At 72.2% G+C, this 16,724-nt stretch carries 13 protein-coding genes, 5 pseudogenes and 1 riboswitch; of the genes and pseudogenes, 5 read left to right on the top strand and 13 right to left on the bottom strand.

Going from position 1 to position 16,724, the window contains the following annotated elements; all coding sequences use genetic code 11:
• Positions 1 to 3: 3 nt before the first annotated feature.
• From AC38ZX_RS02850 to AC38ZX_RS02840, 3 genes are all read right to left on the bottom strand, one after another.
• Positions 4 to 585, bottom strand: coding sequence for an HNH endonuclease (locus tag AC38ZX_RS02850; protein WP_491296267.1), 582 nt, complete (start codon positions 583 to 585; stop codon positions 4 to 6).
• Between the two features lie 244 nt (positions 586 to 829).
• Positions 830 to 1,354, bottom strand: a complete 525-nt coding sequence (locus tag AC38ZX_RS02845) for a C40 family peptidase (RefSeq protein ID WP_491296266.1) — start codon at positions 1,352 to 1,354, stop codon at positions 830 to 832.
• 239 nt (positions 1,355 to 1,593) lie between these two features.
• Positions 1,594 to 1,760, bottom strand: a riboswitch (cyclic di-AMP (ydaO/yuaA leader).
• Between the two features lie 359 nt (positions 1,761 to 2,119).
• Positions 2,120 to 2,824 (bottom strand): iron-dependent transcriptional repressor DtxR, encoded by a 705-nt coding sequence (locus AC38ZX_RS02840; protein ID WP_426594362.1) that lies wholly within the window; start codon positions 2,822 to 2,824, stop codon positions 2,120 to 2,122.
• A gap of 92 nt (positions 2,825 to 2,916) precedes the next feature.
• Here AC38ZX_RS02840 and serC point away from each other — a divergent pair.
• Positions 2,917 to 4,064, top strand: a pseudogene (gene serC / locus AC38ZX_RS02835) (phosphoserine transaminase).
• A 64-nt stretch (positions 4,065 to 4,128) separates the two neighbouring features.
• On the opposite strand, the gene AC38ZX_RS02830 reads toward serC, so the two are convergent.
• The 3 genes from AC38ZX_RS02830 to AC38ZX_RS02820 form a co-directional block, all read right to left on the bottom strand.
• A complete protein-coding gene (locus tag AC38ZX_RS02830) occupies positions 4,129 to 4,410 on the bottom strand; it encodes a hypothetical protein (RefSeq protein WP_491296265.1) in 282 nt (93 codons plus the stop codon).
• Positions 4,407 to 4,859 (bottom strand): hypothetical protein, encoded by a 453-nt coding sequence (locus tag AC38ZX_RS02825; protein ID WP_491296264.1) that lies wholly within the window; start codon positions 4,857 to 4,859, stop codon positions 4,407 to 4,409. Before AC38ZX_RS02825 ends, AC38ZX_RS02830 begins: the two co-directional genes overlap by 4 nt.
• Before the next feature lie 155 nt (positions 4,860 to 5,014).
• A complete protein-coding gene (locus tag AC38ZX_RS02820) occupies positions 5,015 to 6,166 on the bottom strand; it encodes a DUF4012 domain-containing protein (RefSeq protein WP_491296263.1) in 1,152 nt (383 codons plus the stop codon).
• A 301-nt stretch (positions 6,167 to 6,467) separates the two neighbouring features.
• On the opposite strand from AC38ZX_RS02820, the gene AC38ZX_RS02815 reads away from it, so the two are divergent.
• Positions 6,468 to 6,911: a hypothetical protein gene (locus AC38ZX_RS02815; protein ID WP_491296262.1), complete on the top strand. Its 444-nt coding sequence runs from the start codon at positions 6,468 to 6,470 to the stop codon at positions 6,909 to 6,911.
• Positions 6,912 to 6,926: 15 nt separating this feature from the next.
• Here the strand turns inward: AC38ZX_RS02815 and AC38ZX_RS02810 are convergent, their stop codons facing one another.
• From AC38ZX_RS02810 to AC38ZX_RS02800, 3 genes and pseudogenes are all read right to left on the bottom strand, one after another.
• Positions 6,927 to 8,243, bottom strand: a complete 1,317-nt coding sequence (locus AC38ZX_RS02810; RefSeq protein ID WP_491296261.1) for an MFS transporter — start codon at positions 8,241 to 8,243, stop codon at positions 6,927 to 6,929.
• A 208-nt stretch (positions 8,244 to 8,451) separates the two neighbouring features.
• A pseudogene (locus AC38ZX_RS02805) lies at positions 8,452 to 8,661 on the bottom strand (MarR family winged helix-turn-helix transcriptional regulator); the annotation flags it as partial.
• Positions 8,662 to 8,800: 139 nt separating this feature from the next.
• A pseudogene (locus tag AC38ZX_RS02800) lies at positions 8,801 to 10,126 on the bottom strand (UDP-glucose dehydrogenase family protein).
• 116 nt (positions 10,127 to 10,242) lie between these two features.
• Here AC38ZX_RS02800 and AC38ZX_RS02795 point away from each other — a divergent pair.
• Both AC38ZX_RS02795 and AC38ZX_RS02790 read left to right on the top strand, forming a co-directional pair.
• On the top strand, positions 10,243 to 10,671 hold the full coding sequence (locus AC38ZX_RS02795; protein ID WP_491296260.1) for a VanZ family protein: 429 nt from the start codon (positions 10,243 to 10,245) through the stop codon (positions 10,669 to 10,671).
• Positions 10,672 to 10,734: 63 nt separating this feature from the next.
• Complete coding sequence (locus AC38ZX_RS02790; RefSeq protein ID WP_491296259.1) at positions 10,735 to 11,043, top strand: arsenate reductase/protein-tyrosine-phosphatase family protein; 309 nt, start codon at positions 10,735 to 10,737, stop codon at positions 11,041 to 11,043.
• 346 nt (positions 11,044 to 11,389) lie between these two features.
• Here the strand turns inward: AC38ZX_RS02790 and AC38ZX_RS02785 are convergent.
• The 3 genes and pseudogenes from AC38ZX_RS02785 to AC38ZX_RS02775 all read right to left on the bottom strand — a co-directional run bounded on the left by AC38ZX_RS02785 (position 11,390) and on the right by AC38ZX_RS02775 (position 14,061).
• Positions 11,390 to 12,854, bottom strand: a pseudogene (locus tag AC38ZX_RS02785) (NCS2 family permease).
• A 113-nt stretch (positions 12,855 to 12,967) separates the two neighbouring features.
• Positions 12,968 to 13,448 (bottom strand): annotated as a pseudogene (locus AC38ZX_RS02780) (glutathione peroxidase).
• Positions 13,449 to 13,620: 172 nt separating this feature from the next.
• A complete protein-coding gene (locus tag AC38ZX_RS02775; protein WP_491296258.1) occupies positions 13,621 to 14,061 on the bottom strand; it encodes a flagellar export chaperone FliS in 441 nt (146 codons plus the stop codon).
• Between the two features lie 448 nt (positions 14,062 to 14,509).
• On the opposite strand from AC38ZX_RS02775, the gene AC38ZX_RS02770 reads away from it, so the two are divergent.
• Positions 14,510 to 14,725, top strand: coding sequence for a DUF2530 domain-containing protein (locus AC38ZX_RS02770; protein ID WP_491296257.1), 216 nt, complete (start codon positions 14,510 to 14,512; stop codon positions 14,723 to 14,725).
• Between the two features lie 167 nt (positions 14,726 to 14,892).
• Here AC38ZX_RS02770 and AC38ZX_RS02765 read toward each other — a convergent pair whose 3' ends face one another.
• Positions 14,893 to 15,345: a hypothetical protein gene (locus AC38ZX_RS02765; RefSeq protein WP_491296256.1), complete on the bottom strand. Its 453-nt coding sequence runs from the start codon at positions 15,343 to 15,345 to the stop codon at positions 14,893 to 14,895.
• Positions 15,346 to 16,724 lie beyond the last annotated feature (1,379 nt).

Here is a 16,724-nt window from a genome sequence, read left to right as displayed (position 1 = left end):
CTGTCACACGACGTTCAGGCAACGACGTACTGCGACCAGAGCGGCTCCGTGCGGACCGAGGTGGTCCCGAACGCCACCGACCAGCGCGGCGCCCGCGGGACGAAAGGGCTTCCACCCGATCTCGTGGAGGAGCCGGTCGGCCTTCCGGTGGTTGCACCGGACGCAGGCCGCGACGACGTTGGTCCACTCGTGCCGCCCGCCGCGGGACCGCGGGTTCACGTGGTCGACGGTGTCCGCTCCCCCGCCGCAGTAGGCGCACCGATGGTTGTCGCGCTGCAGCACCGTGCGGCGCGTTGGCGGCACGGGCCGTCGCACCGGGACGTGCACGTAGCGCGTGAGGCACAGGACGACCGGCAGGGGGACGGCGACGTGCTCGGAGTGCAGCAGCCGGCCGTCCGACTCCAGCACCGTGGCCTTGCCGGTCATGACGAGCACCACGGCGCGGCGCAGGCTCACGATGCACAACGGTTCCATGCTCGCATTCAGGAGAAGCGTGCGGGCTGCCGAGCCGGGCGCCGCAGCACCGGCGGGGGCGTCCGCTCCCCCGGTCGTCTCGGCGGTCAGTGCAGGGGCGTTCACGAGCACGGCGTTCTCCCGACCTCGGGCGGTCGGACCGGCTGGCTGCCGGCCCGGCGAAGCGAAGCAACAGCGTGATGCACGGCCAGACTACGCGCCGGGGCTCGGGCTTCGGGGTACGACGGCATCGTGCGCATGGCGCCGGACATCGGGCCGGCCCCCGCGCGGGACATCGCGCCGGCCCCCGCGCCGGACAGGGCGAAGCCCCGACGACAGCGATGTCGTCGGGGCTTCGTCGAGCGGGCGGCTGAGGTCAGCCGATCCGGATGAAGACGGGTGCGCTCTGCCAGATGGCGCGGAACTGGATCGTCTTGCCCGGGCGGGGCGAGTCGATCTGCGAGTCGCCACCGGCGTACAGGGCCACGTGACCGGGGCTCCAGATGATGTCGCCCGGCCGGGCGTCGGCGCGGGAGATGATCGTGCCCGCCGCCTTGATGCCGCCCGAGGTGCGCGGCAGGCTCACGCCGAGCTGCGCGTAGACGTAGCCGACGAAGCCCGAGCAGTCGAAGCCGGCGGGAGTGGTGCCACCGGAGACGTACGGCGTGCCGACGTACTTCGCGGCGATCTCGAGGACGGCATTGCCGGCGACGGCCTGGGGGACGGCGACCGCGGCGACTGCGGGCTTCGCGACGGCGGCGGCACGCGCAGCGCTGCGCGAGGCGGCCTTGGCCTTGGCGGGAGTGGGGGGCGGCGGGGGCGTCTCGGCCGTGACAGCCGGGATGTCGACCGTCCAGGTGGCGTCGGCGGGAGAGGTGACGACCGGCGCACTGTCGAGCACGGCGCGCGCCGAGGCGGTCAGTGCTGCGGTGTCGACGGCGGGCAGCGAGCCTGCGTCACCGGCTGTGGCCGACGCGGGCGAAGCAGCATCGAGACGACGAGTCCCGACGACGCTGCCACGACGGCCGTTCGGCGACCGACGGTGCCGATCTGACCGGTGGCTGCCAAGCAGCTCGGTCAGTGGCGTCGAGGGACGCCGCGCCGCACGGTGGCGGGCGCGAGTAGTGCTCACGGTCACGCTGTGCCTCTCCTGAGGCCTACGAGGTCAGCTGTCGGGTTCGGGTGGGAGAACACCCGGCCACGTCCCCGGCTGGGCCGGTTCAGCGACTTCACCCCAAGGACACCGAACTTCCGGTGCCCGCAATTGGGTCCCCCGCCCCTGCCGGCGGTTTGTGCGAACCTCTAAGCGGCGGCAGGGTTAGGCACTCCGCTCGAAGGGCTTCCTCAGAGGAGGGTTCTGGAGAAGCAGGACGAACGTACATGACGGTCGCTGCGATTGTCACGTTCCGGTCACGAGAATCTTCCCTTGTGTTGGACGGACGTCCTGCATCGCGCGGTACAACCCTCACGATGACCTGCAACGACGCAGGTGAGCGCCTGTTTCGCCCCGCCGGAAGACGTCACCCGTGGCGTCGACGAACATCACGGTCGAATCGGTCGGGTGCTCGGGTGGCGCGACGGACACAGGAGCGGCCAGCGCAGCACCCGCCCAGCACACACGCAGCACCCAGCGGCGCCCCGCTCGCGACGGACCCCTGGGGACCGCTCAGCGCAGCCCGACGAAGATGTGCCGGGCGACGTCCTCGGGCAGGTCGAGCAGGATGTCGGACCCGCCGGTGGACACCGTCACGACGCCGTCGGAACGCTCGATCGAGATCTCGCTGCGCGGCTGCACGCCGGCCTCGGCCAGTCGCGTCAACAGCTCGACGTCCACCTGCAACGGCTCGGCGATGCGCGCGACGACGGCCCGTTCGACCCCGTCGGCCCCGACCTCGCCCTCGAAGCCCACGAGCGACGTCACGCCGTCCAGGAAGCCCTCGTGGGTGGTCTCCTCGCCGATCTCGCCCAGTCCCGGGATCGGGTTGCCGTAAGGGTCGAAGTGCGGGTGGCCGAGCAGCTCGGCGAGCCGGATCTCGACGCGCTCGCTCATCACGTGCTCCCAGCGGCAGGCCTCCTCGTGCACGTACGGCCACTCGAGGCCGATCACGTCGGTCAGGAGCCGTTCCGCCAGCCGGTGCTTGCGCATGACCCGCACGGCCTTGGCCGCGCCCGCGCCGGTGAGTTCGAGGTGCCGGTCGCCGCTCACCACGACCAGGCCGTCACGCTCCATGCGCGCCACCGTCTGCGAGACGGTCGGCCCCGAGTGCCCGAGCCGCTCGGCGATGCGGGCCCGCAACGGGGTGATGCCTTCCTCGGTGAGCTCGTAGATCGTCTTGAGGTACATCTCCGTCGTGTCGATCAGGTCGCTCACTGCTGCAGCCTCCAACGTCGCGTCACCGTGCTGCAGCACAGGCTAGTTGGTCCAGCCGACACTGCGGGGCCCCGACCGCCTATCCTCGCCTCGTGCCCGACGACCACACCGCTGCCGCATCAGCGATCACCATCCCCGCTCACCTGCTGCCCGCCGACGGCCGCTTCGGCTCCGGACCGTCCAAGGTCCGCGCCGCGCAGCTCGAGGCGTTGGTCGGCTCGTCCGCGGCGCTCATGGGGACGTCGCACCGGCAGGCGCCCGTACGTGCCCTGGTCGGTCGCGTGCGCGCCGGCCTGGCCGCACTGCTCGACCTGCCCGCCGACTACGAGATCGTGCTCGGCAACGGCGGCTCGTCGGCGTTCTGGGACGTCGCCACCCTGTGCCTCGTCGACGACGTCGCGGCGTTCGGGACGTTCGGTGAGTTCGGCGCCAAGTTCGCGGCGGCGGCCGCTCGAGCACCCTTCCTCGCGGAACCCGTGGTGAGCGCCGTCCCGCCGGGCGAGGTGTCCGTACCGGCGTTCGTCGACGGCGCCGACACCTACGCGTGGCCGCACAACGAGACCTCGACCGGCGTGGTCGCGCCCGTGCGACGCGTGCCCGGCTCGCGGGAGCAGGGTGGGCTGGTGCTCGTCGACGGCACGTCCGCGGCCGGTGGCCTGTCGGTCGACGTCGGCCAGACCGACGTCTACTACTTCGCGCCGCAGAAGTCGTTCGCCTCGGACGGCGGGCTCTGGATCGCGGCCGCCTCGCCCGCGGCGATCGACCGGGCTGCGCGCATCGAGTCGGGGGACCGCTGGGTGCCGGAGTTCTTGTCGTTCACGACCGCTCTCGCCAACTCGCGCCTCGACCAGACCCTGAACACGCCGGCCATCGCGACGCTGGTGCTCCTGGCCGAGCAGCTGGACTGGATCCTCGGGAACGGCGGCCTGCCGTGGGCTGCCGAGCGGACCGCGACCTCGGCGGGGCACCTGTACGGGTGGGCCGAGGCGCGCGACTGGGCCACCCCGTTCGTCGCCGATCCCTCGATCCGGTCGAACGTCGTCGGCACGATCGACCTCGCCGCGTCGATCGAGGCGCCGACGGTGGCCAAGATCCTGCGTGCGCACGGCGTGGTCGACGTCGAGCCCTACCGCAGCTCGGTCGCGACCAGCTGCGCGTCGCGATGTACCCCGCCGTTGACCCGGACGACGTCCTGGCGCTCACGGCGTGCATCGACCACGTGGTCGACCAGCTGCTCTGAGCACGGACGACGACGCCCGCCCCTGCGGACAGGGGCGGGCGTCAGGCTGTGCAGCGCGAGCGGGTCAGGCGTCCTGGCCCTTGCGCCGGCGAGCGATCGCGACGAGCGTGACGGCTGCTCCACCGATCACGACGAACCCGAGCGCGGCGAACAGCAGCGGGGCGTCGTTGCTACCGGTGGCCGACAGCACGGCGGCGGTCGGGTCGTGGTGCACGTTCGACACGGGGGTGACGTCGCCCTCGGCGAGCACCTCGGTCGTCGGCGGGTTGGTCGCGCAGGTCGGGCTGGACGGCGGGTAGGCGACGGTGACCGTGGCCTCCGGGTTGACCTGGAAGAGGACCTTCACGTCGGGCCGCACCCAGTCGAACTCGTCACCCTGGACCCAGGAACCGTCGGCCAGCTGCGCCAGCCCGGCCAGTCCGCTCCGCGACCGTCCGGACCGACCACGGCTCCGGGCCACAGCACCGTTCCGGACAGCGGCTGGTCCGCGTAGACCACGTTGGGGCCGCTCGGGTTCAGGAATGTGATCTTGACAACCGTGTTCGGCGAGCCGACGGCCTGGATGTCGTACTTGAGCTTGGGCACGTCCTTGTCGCAGATCGGCGTGATGACGTGCACCGCGAGCTGGCACGCCAACGGGGCGCCGTAGGCGTCGACGGCGCCGAGGCACCCGTACGGCGAGACCGTCGCCGCCTGGGTGGGGGCCACATCGGTCGCCGAGGACGGCACCGCGCAGACGACGGCGACGAAGATGGCGAGGAACGCGGCGACCGCGCCCCTGACGAGCCTGACCATGGTTTCGCCCCTGTCGGCTGGCAAATCGGACAATTCGGTTCCCATCATTCACTGCGCAGATCGGTATACACAGGGGCGAAACGGGTGATTTCGGACTTCCAACGGGTGACGTTCGTCTCTGCCCCGCGCCGCGCGGGCCGTCCAGGGGAAGCCGCTCAGCCGCAGGTCGCGACGACCTTGCCGGGCGACGTGATCGTCGGCGTGGTCCACACCGAGACGGTCCCGTCGCGAACCGGTACCTGGAACCGGTAGGTCTCGTGCGCACCCGGGGCCAGCCAGGAGGTCACCACCTGCGCGTTGCGTCCCGCGATGGTCGCCGGTTCCCCGAAGACGTACCCGTCGTCCTTCCGCACGGCGTCGAGCGGGGCCCCGACCGGGGAGTAGGCCGTGACGTTCGTGGCGAGCCAGCCGACCGGCAGGGCCGTACCGGACCAGCCGGTCACGTACTTCGGGAACGTGCCGACGTCTGCGGGCGGGGCGTAGTCGAGGTCCAGCCGGACCGTCGCCGTGGGCGTCGGGCCCGTGCACACGAGGTCCTCGACGGTCACCTTGGACGTCAGGTAGTAGTCGAGCTTGCCCGCGGTGCCGTCGTTGAGGAAGACACCGGCGGCATCCGGGAACGGTCCGGTGAGGAACGCGGCACCGACGCTCGTCGCGGCCAGCCTCGCCTGCTCCGGCGGATGGGCCGACCAGACCCGCAGCCGGTCCTCGGAGCCCGCGCGGGTGAGCGCGTCGACGACGTCGCGCGAGCTCCCCTGGCCGCCGCCGACGGCACGGAAGATCGTGGCGGCGACGCTGGTGTAGAACGCGTCGCCGGCCGCCCCGTCGTCGCCGACCTTCAGGTAGGTGTCCCGCAGCAGCACCTGCAGCACGTTCGAGGCGTCGATCGTCGACCCGTCCGGCAGCGCGACCGGGCCCGTCGCGCCGAGCAGGTAGGACACCGCCACCGGGTCCGTCGCGATGACGCCGTCCACGTGCTGGCCCATGTCGCGCTCCCAGCGCGCGGCGAGCAGCTGCGCGCTGCGCGGGAAGTCCGGGGTCAGCACCGCGTCCTGCACCCATCGGCCCAGTCGGGGCGTGTCCACCTGCAGCTCCTCCGGCGTGAGCGGCAGGATCGGCTCGGCGATGCCGGGCAGGTCCGCGGTGGTCGCCTGGGAGACGAGGTCGACGGCGCCGTCGTTCGCCTGCAGGACCGCGAACGCCCCGACGATGCCGCCGGCACTGCGCAGCTCGGCCGAGTTGAGCGAGACCAGCAGGTACGTGCGCGGGCCGTCCGCGCCGAGCATGCTCGGCATGAGCGTCGCCATCTGCGCGCCGACGTCGAGGGAGTCGACGACCTGACCGAAGTCGCCCTGCAGCTGCGGACACCGGAGCGGCGAGTCGAGGCACGAGCCGGGCGGTGTCGAGCGCGCCGATCGCGTCCTGTGCCCGGTGGGCGGCGGAGGCGGCGTCGACGATGTCCGGGGCCGCGGCCACCAACGGCGCCAGGTCGATGCGACCGTCCGTTCCCGGGGCCTCCTGCGCGTGCAGCACGGCGTCGATCTGTCCTACGGCCGGCAGAGCGTCGTGGGCCAGGTCGGCCAGCGAGACCGACACCACCCGCACGGCGTGCAGCTGCGGTCCGATGCCCGGTACGTGCTCGGCGAGCCGCCATACCGGGTCGCTGGTGGCGCTGCTGGCTGTACCGAGCTGGGCCTGGACCTCCGGCAGTCGCGCCTTGATCGCTTCCGTGTTTCCGTCGCGGACGTCGGTCTGCACCTGCTGGACCACGTCCTTCGCGGCGAACAGCGCCCTGCCCGCCTGATAGCCCCGGAAGGCGACCCAGCAGCCGGCGAGGAGGACCACGCCGAGGAGCGCCGCGATGCTCAGCAGGACGCGCCGCGTGCGCCGGCCGTGCCGGTGCCGGTCGGTCGCAGGCGGCGGACCGTCGTCGGGCACGACGACCACGGGCACCCGCGGCTCGTCGACATCGGCACTCACCACCCGATCCTGACATGTCGGACATTCCGGTCGGGCACGCGCGCGGCCGGTTCACCCGCGCGCCGCGGGTGAACCCGGGCCGGACTCTCAGGCTGCCGCCTGCTGGTCCGCGGCCTCCTGCGCGCCGAGCCGTGCGGCGGCGTCGGCGCGGGGGCTCACGACCTCGAGGTGCGGCCGCGTCCGGACGCTGTAGCGGACACGCACGTCCCACTTCCATCGCGCCCACAGGGCGGCGCCTGTCGCCACGAGCAGCGCGGTGATCGAGCCGATCCCGATCGCCCAGCGCGGGCCGAACGCCTGGCCGATCCAGCCGACGATCGGGGAGCCGATGGGCGTCGCACCGAGGAAGACCATCATGTACAACGCCATCACGCGCCCTCGTACAGCGGGGTCGGTCGTCATCTGGATGGTCGAGTTGGCCGCCGTCATCATCGTCAGGCTGGCCAGGCCCACGGGGATGCACGCCACCACGTAGGAGGGGTACGTGGGCATGAGGGCCATGACGCCGGTGGCGATGCCGAACCCGAACGCCGAGCCGATCACCAGCCGCACCCGTGGCCGCTCGCGGCGGGCCGCCAGCAGGGCGCCGGTCAGGGAGCCGATCGCCAGCACGGACCCGAGGATCCCGTACTCCCCCGCACCTCGGTCGAACACGGTGCGGGCCATCATGGCGCTGGTCAGCTGGAAGTTCAGGCCGAACGTGGACACGACGCCGACGACCACCATGATCACGAGGATGTCGCTACGCCCGCGCACGTACGCGATGCCCTCGCGCAGCTGGCCCTTGGCGCGTACCACCGTCGGCATGGGCCGCAGGTCCGCGGTGCGCATCGCCGTGAGCGCGAAGATCGTCGCCGCGAACGTCGCCGCGTTGATGAGGAACACCCAGCCGGTGCCCACCGCCGCGATCAGCAGACCGGCCACGCCCGGGCCGATCAGCCGTGCCGCGTTGAACGAGGCACTGTTCAGGCCGACCGCGTTGGACAGCTTGGCCGGCGGGACGAGCTCGGCGACGAACGTCTGCCGGACCGGCCCGTCGATCGCCGTGACGCAGCCGAGCGTCAGGGCGAACAGGTACACCTGCCAGAGCTGCGCGTCCCCTGACATAACGAGCAGGCCGAGGCCGGCGGCGAGGACGCCCTGCGCGAACTGGGTGGCCATCAGCAGCTTGCGGCGGTCCACCCGGTCCGCGAGCAGCCCGGCCCACGGCGACAGGACGAGCACCGGCGCGAACTGCAGCGCCGTCGTGATGCCGACCGCGACGCCCGACTCGTCGGAGAGCTGCGTGAGCACGAGCCAGTCCTGCGCGACCCGCTGCATCCAGGTACCGATGTTCGCCACCAGCGCCCCGGCGAACCAGAGACGGTAGTTGCGGAACTGCAGCGAGGAGAACGTGGGACTCATGCCTGGGCGATCCTCCGCAGACGGTGGCGTCGGTCAGGACCTGGCGCTCGTGGGGTGTCATGGCGTCGAGCTGGCCGGCCAGCCACGTGTTGCGGCGGCGGCGGGTCTCCTCGACCTCGGCCGTACCGCTCTCGGTCAGCGTGACCACGACCTGGCGGCCGTCGGTCGGGTGCGGCGCCTTCGAGACCAGGCCGAGGTCGGTCAGACAGTTGACGGTGCGCGTCATCGACGGCGGCTGGACGCGCTCCAGCTCGGCCAGCTCGCCGGGGGTGAGCGGACCCTTCTTGTTCAGCCAGAGCAGGACCGTGTACTGCGGGTCGGCCAGGCCGGCGCCACCGCGTTCGGCCCGGATCCGGCGCGACGCCTGACCGATGGCGATGCGCAGGTCGCCGGTCGGGTCGGGCGTGGTCGAAGGCATGGTCGTTAGCATACGTCATTACCTTGCGTAACGACAATCGTAGACGCCCAGCCTCTGTTCGACCGGACGGTTCGTCGCGACGAACCGTGCGCGCGAGTCTCGTCGCGACGAATCCGTCGCCCGGGTAGCGACGGGGTCGTCAGGGGCGACCGAGGGCCCGGTACGTCCAGCCGGCCGCGCGCCACTGCGCGGGCGCGAGCACGTTGCGCCCGTCGAGCATGCGCCGGTGGGCAACCACCTGGCCGAGCTCGTGCGGGTCGAGCGCGCGGTACTCCGCCCACTCGGTGGCGAGCAGGACGACATCCGCCCCCGCTGCGGCCCCCAGCGCGGTGTCGGCGAAGTGCAGGTCGGGCCACTTGGCGCGTGCGTTGGCGATGGCCTGCGGGTCCGTCACGGTGACGTGGGCACCCTGCAGCTGCATCTGGGCGGCCACGGACAACGCCGGGGAGTCGCGGACATCGTCGGAGTCGGGCTTGAACGCAGCCCCGAGGACCGCGATGCGGCGGCCGACGATCGAGCCGTGGCACACCTCGCGGGCCAGGTCCACCACCCGCACCCGTCGACGCATGTTGATCGAGTCGACCTCGCGCAGGAACCCGAGGGCGTCGCTGACGCCGAGCTTCTCCGGCCCGGGCCATGAACGCGCGGATGTCCTTGGGCAGGCAACCGCCGCCGAAGCCCAGGCCCGCGTTCAGGAACCGGCGTCCGATGCGGTCGTCGTAGCCGATCGCGTCGGCCAGGCGCGTGACGTCGGCCCCGGTCGACTCGCAGGCTTCGCCATCGCGTTGATGAAGGAGATCTTGGTCGCCAGGAACGAGTTGGCGGCCACCTTGACCAGCTGCGCCGTCGCGTAGTCCGTCACGACGAGCGGGGTGTCCTCCGCCAGAGGGGCCGCGTACACCTCGTCGAGCACGGCCTGCGCCTTGACGCCCTCGAGCGTCGGCTCGCCATCGCCGTTCGTCGGCAAGCCGTAGACCAGGCGGTCGGGGTGCAGCGTGTCCTCGACCGCGAACCCCTCGCGCAGGAACTCCGGGTTCCAGACGAGGACCGCGCCCGTGTCGGCCAGGACCTCCGCGATCGCCTCGGCGGTGCCGACCGGGACGGTCGACTTGCCCGCGACGACGTCGCCCGCCCGTAGGTGCGGGCGCAGGGCCTCGACCGCGGCGTTGACGTAGGTCAGGTCCGCGCGGAACTCGCCGTGCACCTGCGGGGTGCCGACACAGATGAAGTGGACGTCGGCGCCGGCCGCGTCGGCTATGTCCGTGCTGAACGACAGCCGTCCGGTCGCGCTCGCCTGCGTGAGCAGCTCGGGCAGCCCCGGCTCGTAGAACGGTGCGCGCCCCTCGCGCAGCGCGTCGATCTTGTGCGCGTCGACGTCGATGCCGACGACGTCATGACCCAGCTGCGCCATGCTCGCGGCGTGCACGGCCCCGAGGTAGCCGCAGCCGATGACGGAAAGTCGCACGAATTGCCCCTTTGTGGTGGATTCCGACGAATGTACCTGGACGGTCGCAGACCTCGTCGGGTGATCCTCTTCCGAGGCCGCCGGACGGGTGAACGCGTCCTGTTACGGTCCCTGACGTGCTCCAGCCTCCCACCCGGCGTCGCGTCGTCGCCGCCCTGGTGGTCTACCTGGCGCTCGTCGCGCGGCTGACCCTCTGGCCCGCACCCGCTCCGTCCAGCACGTTCGACCTGGTCCGATCCGTCCTCGCCTGGTTGTCCCGGACGGGCATCCCGCTCACCTACGCGGGGCTCGAGGCCGGGGCGAACGTGGTCATGTTCGTACCGTTCGGCGTGCTCGTCGGCCTGCTCGTGCGGCGCCGGTGGCTCGTCGTGCTGCTCGGGTTCGGCCTGTCCGCCGCGATCGAGCTGGCGCAGCTTCTTCTGCCGACGAGGGTCGCCACCGTGCAGGACGTCGTCGTCAACACCCTCGGGGCGGCGCTCGGCGTGCTCGGACTGCACCTGGTGAGGTGGCGGACGGCTCGGCGGCGCGTCCCCTCCACCGGCTGATCTTTGCCACTCGATCGGGTCAGAGGGCGTGGCAGCGGACCGCTGACCAGGAATGATGGCCGCATGAACCCCACCGACGAGGCTGCGCCGCTGCGCGTCCTCGTGGTGTGCACAGGCAACGTCTGCCGGTCCCCCGCCGTCGAGCGCCTGCTGTCCACTCGGCTCGGCGCGGCGTTCCAGGGGCGTCCGGCGGTGGGGTCGCTGATGCCGGCGATCGAGATCGGCTCGGCCGGCACGGGCGCTCTGGTCGGACGGTCGATGACTCGCGCGATGGCCGAGTCGTCGACGAGCACGGCGCCGACCCGTCCGGTTTCGCCAGCCGTCAGCTCGAGGCGTCGATGGTCCGGTCCGCCGGCCTCGTCCTGGCGATGACCCGCAGGCACCGGTCGGCGATCGTCGAGCTCGTGCCTGGAGCGGTCGGTCACACCTTCACCCTGCGCGAGCTTCGCCCGGCTCGCGGCCGACGTCGACCCGGCCGCACTCCCCGGCGCCAACGCCACGACCGCCGACCGGCTGCGCGCCCTGGTCCCCCTGGCCGAGCGCCGGCGCGGTCTGCCGTCCTCTCGGCCCGCTGACGACGACGTCGTCGATCCCTTCCGCGGCGACACGGCGCTGTACCAGCGCTCGTTCGACCAACTCCTTCCCGCCGTCGAGTCCCTGACGTCGCTGGTGCGTCGGTAGCCGAGGCGCGGGGACGCCGCACCGGGGGGGCGTCGGGCTAGATGCCCAGCCAGGTCTTGATCGGGCCCAGGAGGAAGTAGACGACGAACAACGCCGACGTGATCCACATGAACGCGTGGATCTCGCGGAACTTGCCGACGGCCAGCTTGAGGACCACGAACATGATGACGCCCGCGCCGATGCCGACGGTGATCGAGTAGGTGAAGGGCATCAGGACGATGGTGAGGAACGCCGGGATGGCCACCTCGTAGTTGCGCCAGTTGATGCCGCTGATCTGCGTGACCATGAGGAAGCCGACGACGACGAGCGCGGGGGTCGCAGCCTCGAAGGGGACCAGCTCACCAGGGGCGACAGGAACGTGGCCAGCAGGAACGCCAGACCCGTGACCACGGAGGCGAGGCCGGTCCGGGCACCGTCGCCGACGCCCGACGCGGACTCGATGTACGCGGTGTTCGACGAGACGCTGCCCGCACCGCCGGCGGCCGCGGCGATCGAGTCGACGACGAGGATGCGCGTAGCGTTGGGCGGCGTACCGGTCTTGTCGAGCAGGCCGGCCTCGCCGCCGACGGCGACCATGGTGCCCATCGTGTCGAAGAAGTCGGCGAGCACGAGCGAGAAGACGAGCAGGATCACGGCGACGACGCCGATGGACCTGATGCCGCCGAAGAGCGAGAACTGGCCGACCAACGAGAAGTCGGGCGTCGCGACGATCCCGCCGGACGGCCAGTGCGGGATGGCGAGCGACCAGCCGCCGGGGTTGTCGGCGGACTTGGAGCCGAGGTCGCCGACCACCTCGACGATCAGGGCGAGGACCGTGGCGGACAGGATGGCGATCAGGATGGCGCCGTTGACCTTGCGCACCATGAGGATGACGGCGATCAACAGACCGACGACGAACACGAGCAGCGGCCAGCTTGCCGAGCGAGCCGCCGATGCCGAAGCTCGACCGGGGTGGCCTGGCTGGCGGGGATGCGCACGAAGCCGGAGTCGACCAGGCCGATGAAGGCGATGAACAGACCGATGCCGACGCTGATGGCGGTCTTGAGCTCCATGGGGACCGCACGGAACACGGCCTGACGCAGACCGGTGGCCACCAGCAGCAGGATGACCAGGCCCTCGATGACGACGATGCCCATGGCGTCCTGCCACGACATCCCCGGCAGGGCGGCGATCGAGTAGGCGACGACCGCGTTCAGACCGAGCCCCGCGGCGAGGGCGAGCGGGAAGTTGGCGACGACGCCCATGAGGATCGACATGATCCCCGCGACCAGTGCGGTGGTCGCCGCGACGGCCGCGAGGTTCGGGGTGCTTCCGCCGCCGAGGAACTGCCCGTCGCCGGACTTCACGGTGCCGATGATCAGCGGGTTCAGGACGATGATGTAGCTCATCGTGAAGAACGTGACCAGGCCGCCGCGGATCTCCGTCGCGACGGTCGAGCCGCGCTCCGAGATCTTGAAGTACCGGTCGATCGCGCTGGTCGAGCGCTCGGTGGTCATCGTCATGGGCGGCAGTGTGCCAGAGCCCGCGGCCTCAGAAGAACTGCTGCGGTCAGACATTCCCTTGGGTGTCGGCAGCGAGGCCCGGGCTCGGAGGAGCTGGGCGACGCCGTCGGGAACTACTGCGGCAGCGCGGCGGTGATGACGTCGAGGATCTCGGGTGCGTCCGGCTCGGTCTTCGGGCGGAATCGGTGGACCGAGCCGTCGGGCGTGACGACGAACTTCTCGAAGTTCCACGTGATCCGCCCGGCCTTGCCGGCGGCGTCCGGCGCCTTCGTCAGCTCCTTGTAGAGCGGGTGCTGGGACCGACCGTTGACCTTGGTCTTGGCGAACATGGGGAACGTCACGCCCCAGGTGGTCGAGCAGTACTCCGCGATGGCGTCCTCGGAGCCGGCCCTGCAGGAACTGGTTGCTGGGGAAGCCCAGAACCGTGAACCCACGGTCGCCATAGGTCTTCTGCAGCTGCTCGAGCTTCTCGTACTGCGGCGCCAGGCCGCACCGCGAGGCGACGTTGACGACGAGCTTGACCTTGTCGGCGTAGGCGCCGAACGTCGTGGGTTCGCCGTGCAAGGTCGTGAGCGGGATCTCGTCAAGACGCATGCCCCGGTCAACCTTGCCCGGCCCCGATACATTCCCGGCACGCCGGTCCGCCGAGCGCGCTCTGGAGTCGAACGGGACGGTGCCTGGCGGCGACCGCGGCCACGTCGCACGCGGAGGTCAGGCGCGCGCCCCGCACGACGTCGTGGCGCTCGGTCGTCATGTCAGGGCGGCCTCAGCCGACGCCGAGCAGCCGGGCGCTCATCACGGACTCACGGGTGGGCGTGACGGCGGCGACGCCTGCGGCCGGAGCGGCCTGGTCGACCGCCTGGTGCCAGGCCTCGGCGAGCGGGAGGATCAGGCCTCGGCAGGCGATCGTCCGATCCACGTCCCCCGTCACGCCCGCCTCGATGAGCGCAGTCAACAGGTGGCGGTAGATCGACATGAGCTGCGGGCCACCGTCCCACGCGCCCTCCTGCATGCTCACCATCAGCTCGGCGACGATCTCCTGCGCGTGCGCCAGGTGCTGGGTGCCGTCGACCCGCCCGCCGGCCTGGAAGGAGATGACCGCGCGGTCCACGTCGAGCAGCATGCGGTCGTACCGCATCGTGAGCAGGCGTGCGGGACCGACCACGGCGACGGCGGCGACCGCGTACTGCGAGCGGACGCTGTGCATGACGGGTGCCTTTCGGTCGGAGCAGACGAACTCAGTACGGATAGCAATGCACGCCCGTGGAAGGCCCGTTCCCGGGTGTGCCCGCCGACGATCACGCGCGACGTCGCGGCGGGTGCTAGCGGGACGACCGAACGTCGACCTCCGCGCGATGATCGTGGATCACTCACCGGGGAAGCGCTTGCTAGGCCGAGTCACAGTCTATGTCACCGCCGATGGGCAGGAGTGACAGAGGCCGCTATCCCCGATTGGTCCCTGTCCCGGAGTGACGACGTCGACCGCGTCATTGCAACCGGCTTCGAGCACACGCCTCCCTTCGGGCGGTGCCGAGGTCCCTGTCCTGAGCGCGGTCCGGGCGGGCTACCCTCGTGCGGTGCCGTCGTCACGCTCGTCGATGTTGAACCCCCGCCGTACGCCGCCGCCGCCCGTGCCGGTGAACTTCGCCCGGGTCATGCGCGTCGGCACGCTCGCGTGGGCCGTCGCACTCGTCGTCACCGTCGTGCTCGCGGCCACCGGGTCGATCGACTGGACCGCGGCGTGGGTCTGCGGGGTCGGCATCGTGCTGGGGCTCCTGGGCGCGCGGTGGGCCCGTCGCCACCCGCCGACCGTGCCAACCTCAGACGCCGCCGCGCAGACCTCCAAGGCTCCCGAGACCGCCGCCGAGTAGTCGGGGCTCGCAGGGGCGTTCGGGCGCAGGGCGACCAGTCGATCGTCGCGGGGCCCGCTCTGGCGTCGACCGTCGGGCGCGGGGCTCGGTCGGGAGTCGTTGCCGCTGAGGGTCGCGGAAGCGGCGTCCGTCCTCCTCCAGGCCGCGTCCAGGGGGCGAGGTCGGCGTCAGTCCTCGAGGGCCGCGTCCAGGGCGAGGTCGGCGGCACGCTCCGGCGCGACGAGCACCGCCTCGACCGCGCTGCGCGCCCACCAGCGACCCGCTGCCTGCGCGAGCCCGGCCGCCAGACCCGCGACGTGCACGGTGCGGACCACGGCGTCCGGGCCGGACCCGGTCACCCACCACTCGACCGGCGCGCCGTCGACGACGAGCTCGTCGTGCTCGACCCAGGTCACCGGCGCGCCCGGCAGGACCGCGGCCACCCCGGCGGGCACAGGCGTCTCGATCCCCTCCTCGGGCCGGTCGACCTGACCCGCGGCGAGGTCGGCGACCGTGGCGACGTCGAGCAGCCGCGCCAGGGCCTCGGCGCGTGCCGGGGTCGACGGCACCATCGCGGCGACGTCAGTGCGCTGCCACCACATCGGCTGGTCGGCGACGGCCGCGTCGTCGGCGTGCACCATCGCCACGCGGCCGGCCGCGACGATCGCCGGGAGCCGTTCGGCGGCCTCCCCGAGACGGGCGCCACCGCCCGACTCCTCGACGCGGACCGCGGTCGCGGAGATCCCGCGCCACAGCGCGACCGCGACCGCGGGGTCGACGGCCGTCCCCGCCGGGCCGAGCGCGTCCAGGAGGCGGGCCCACGCCTGCGGGCCGAGGTCGTCGAGACCGGCGATTCCGCCGAGCGCCACCTGGACGGCGCGGTCGAGACCACGCAGCAGCTCCCGGTGCCGGCGGCAGCACGCCGCGCAGCGCGACGCCGGTGGAGGCGCGCTCCGTGGGGCGCGAGAACGGGTCGCTCGAGAACGGGTCGTCGCGTGAGAGCGGGTCGGCGGAGAACGGGTCACCCGGGATCGTGCGCGTCTCGTCGGCGGCGAAGATCCCGCCCAGCTCGTCGGGTCCACGCTCGCGCAACCACCAGGCCGTGTACGACGGTGCGGTCGACCCACGTTCCCCGCGGACGCGCTCCAGCAGCGCGCGTCGCAGCCCCGGCTCGCCGGCCAGCAGCGCCAGCAGCTCGGGCCAGCGGTCGGGGTCGACGGCGTCGAGGTCCGCCACCGCCACCGCGTCACCCACGTAGTCACCGGCTCCCAGGGTGGCCGACAGGTGCTCGAGGTACTCGGGCCAGCCGTCCAGGGACTGCGCGGCCAGGCTCGCGTCGTCGGTGCCGTCCGGGTCGACGGCCGCGGGCTCGGCGACCACGTCGGCCAGCCGGACCAGGGCCAGGTCGTCACGGACGCCGACGGCGACGAGCGTCGACGCGCCCCACCGCTCGACCACGTCGAGGGCGACCGGCGCGAGCACCCGCGGGTCGAGCAGCGCCGCGGCTGCACCACCCGGCAGGACGAGGCCGTGCGCGGGGGTGGGCTCGCCGTCGACGGCCGCGAGCGTCACCAGGCCCAACCACGGTGCGGCGTCGGCCAGGGCGCCCGCCGGGCGAGGGCGCGGGTCAGCCGCGCCCGTCGTCACGGCATCGGGCGTGGAATGCCGCACGACCGCTCGCACGACCGCGAGCACGGCGTCGGTGACCTCGTCGGCGAGCTCGAGGTCGTCGTCGTCGGCCTGCTCGAGGACGGCCGCCCGGAGTGCGGGGTGTCGCAGCAGACCCTGGACGTCGGGAGCGTCGGCACCGAGCCGGGCCAGCAAGCGATGCGCGGCCCGCGGGTCCACGACGCGCAGGCCCCAACGCGCCAGCTCGCGCAGCGCCTCCGTCCCGACGGCGTCGGCGACGTCGGCGTCGAGCACGACGAGGCCCCGCGCGCCGCGCACCACCCGACCGTCGGCCAGCGGCACCGGCAGCGCACCCATCGCCTCGCGGTCGCGCGGGTCGTCCGCGAGCGGG

The sequence above is a fragment of the Cellulomonas sp. McL0606 genome, from assembly GCF_058248365.1.
Note: the sequence above shows the minus strand (reverse complement) of the source record. Positions and strands in the feature narration are given on the sequence as shown.

What these genes read in the sequence shown, in the direction of transcription:
- AC38ZX_RS02770 (WP_491296257.1), top strand. Translation starts at nt 14,510, where the DNA reads ATGCGCGTCGGCACGCTCGCGTGGGCCGTCGCACTCGTCGTCACCGTC.
- AC38ZX_RS02820 (WP_491296263.1), bottom strand. Translation starts at nt 6,166, where the DNA reads ATGGCGACGCTCATGCCGAGCATGCTCGGCGCGGACGGCCCGCGCACG.
- AC38ZX_RS02775 (WP_491296258.1), bottom strand. Translation starts at nt 14,061, where the DNA reads ATGCACAGCGTCCGCTCGCAGTACGCGGTCGCCGCCGTCGCCGTGGTC.
- AC38ZX_RS02790 (WP_491296259.1), top strand. Translation starts at nt 10,735, where the DNA reads ATGAACCCCACCGACGAGGCTGCGCCGCTGCGCGTCCTCGTGGTGTGC.
- AC38ZX_RS02825 (WP_491296264.1), bottom strand. Translation starts at nt 4,859, where the DNA reads ATGGTCAGGCTCGTCAGGGGCGCGGTCGCCGCGTTCCTCGCCATCTTC.
- AC38ZX_RS02765 (WP_491296256.1), bottom strand. Translation starts at nt 15,345, where the DNA reads ATGGTGCACGCCGACGACGCGGCCGTCGCCGACCAGCCGATGTGGTGG.
- AC38ZX_RS02810 (WP_491296261.1), bottom strand. Translation starts at nt 8,243, where the DNA reads ATGAGTCCCACGTTCTCCTCGCTGCAGTTCCGCAACTACCGTCTCTGG.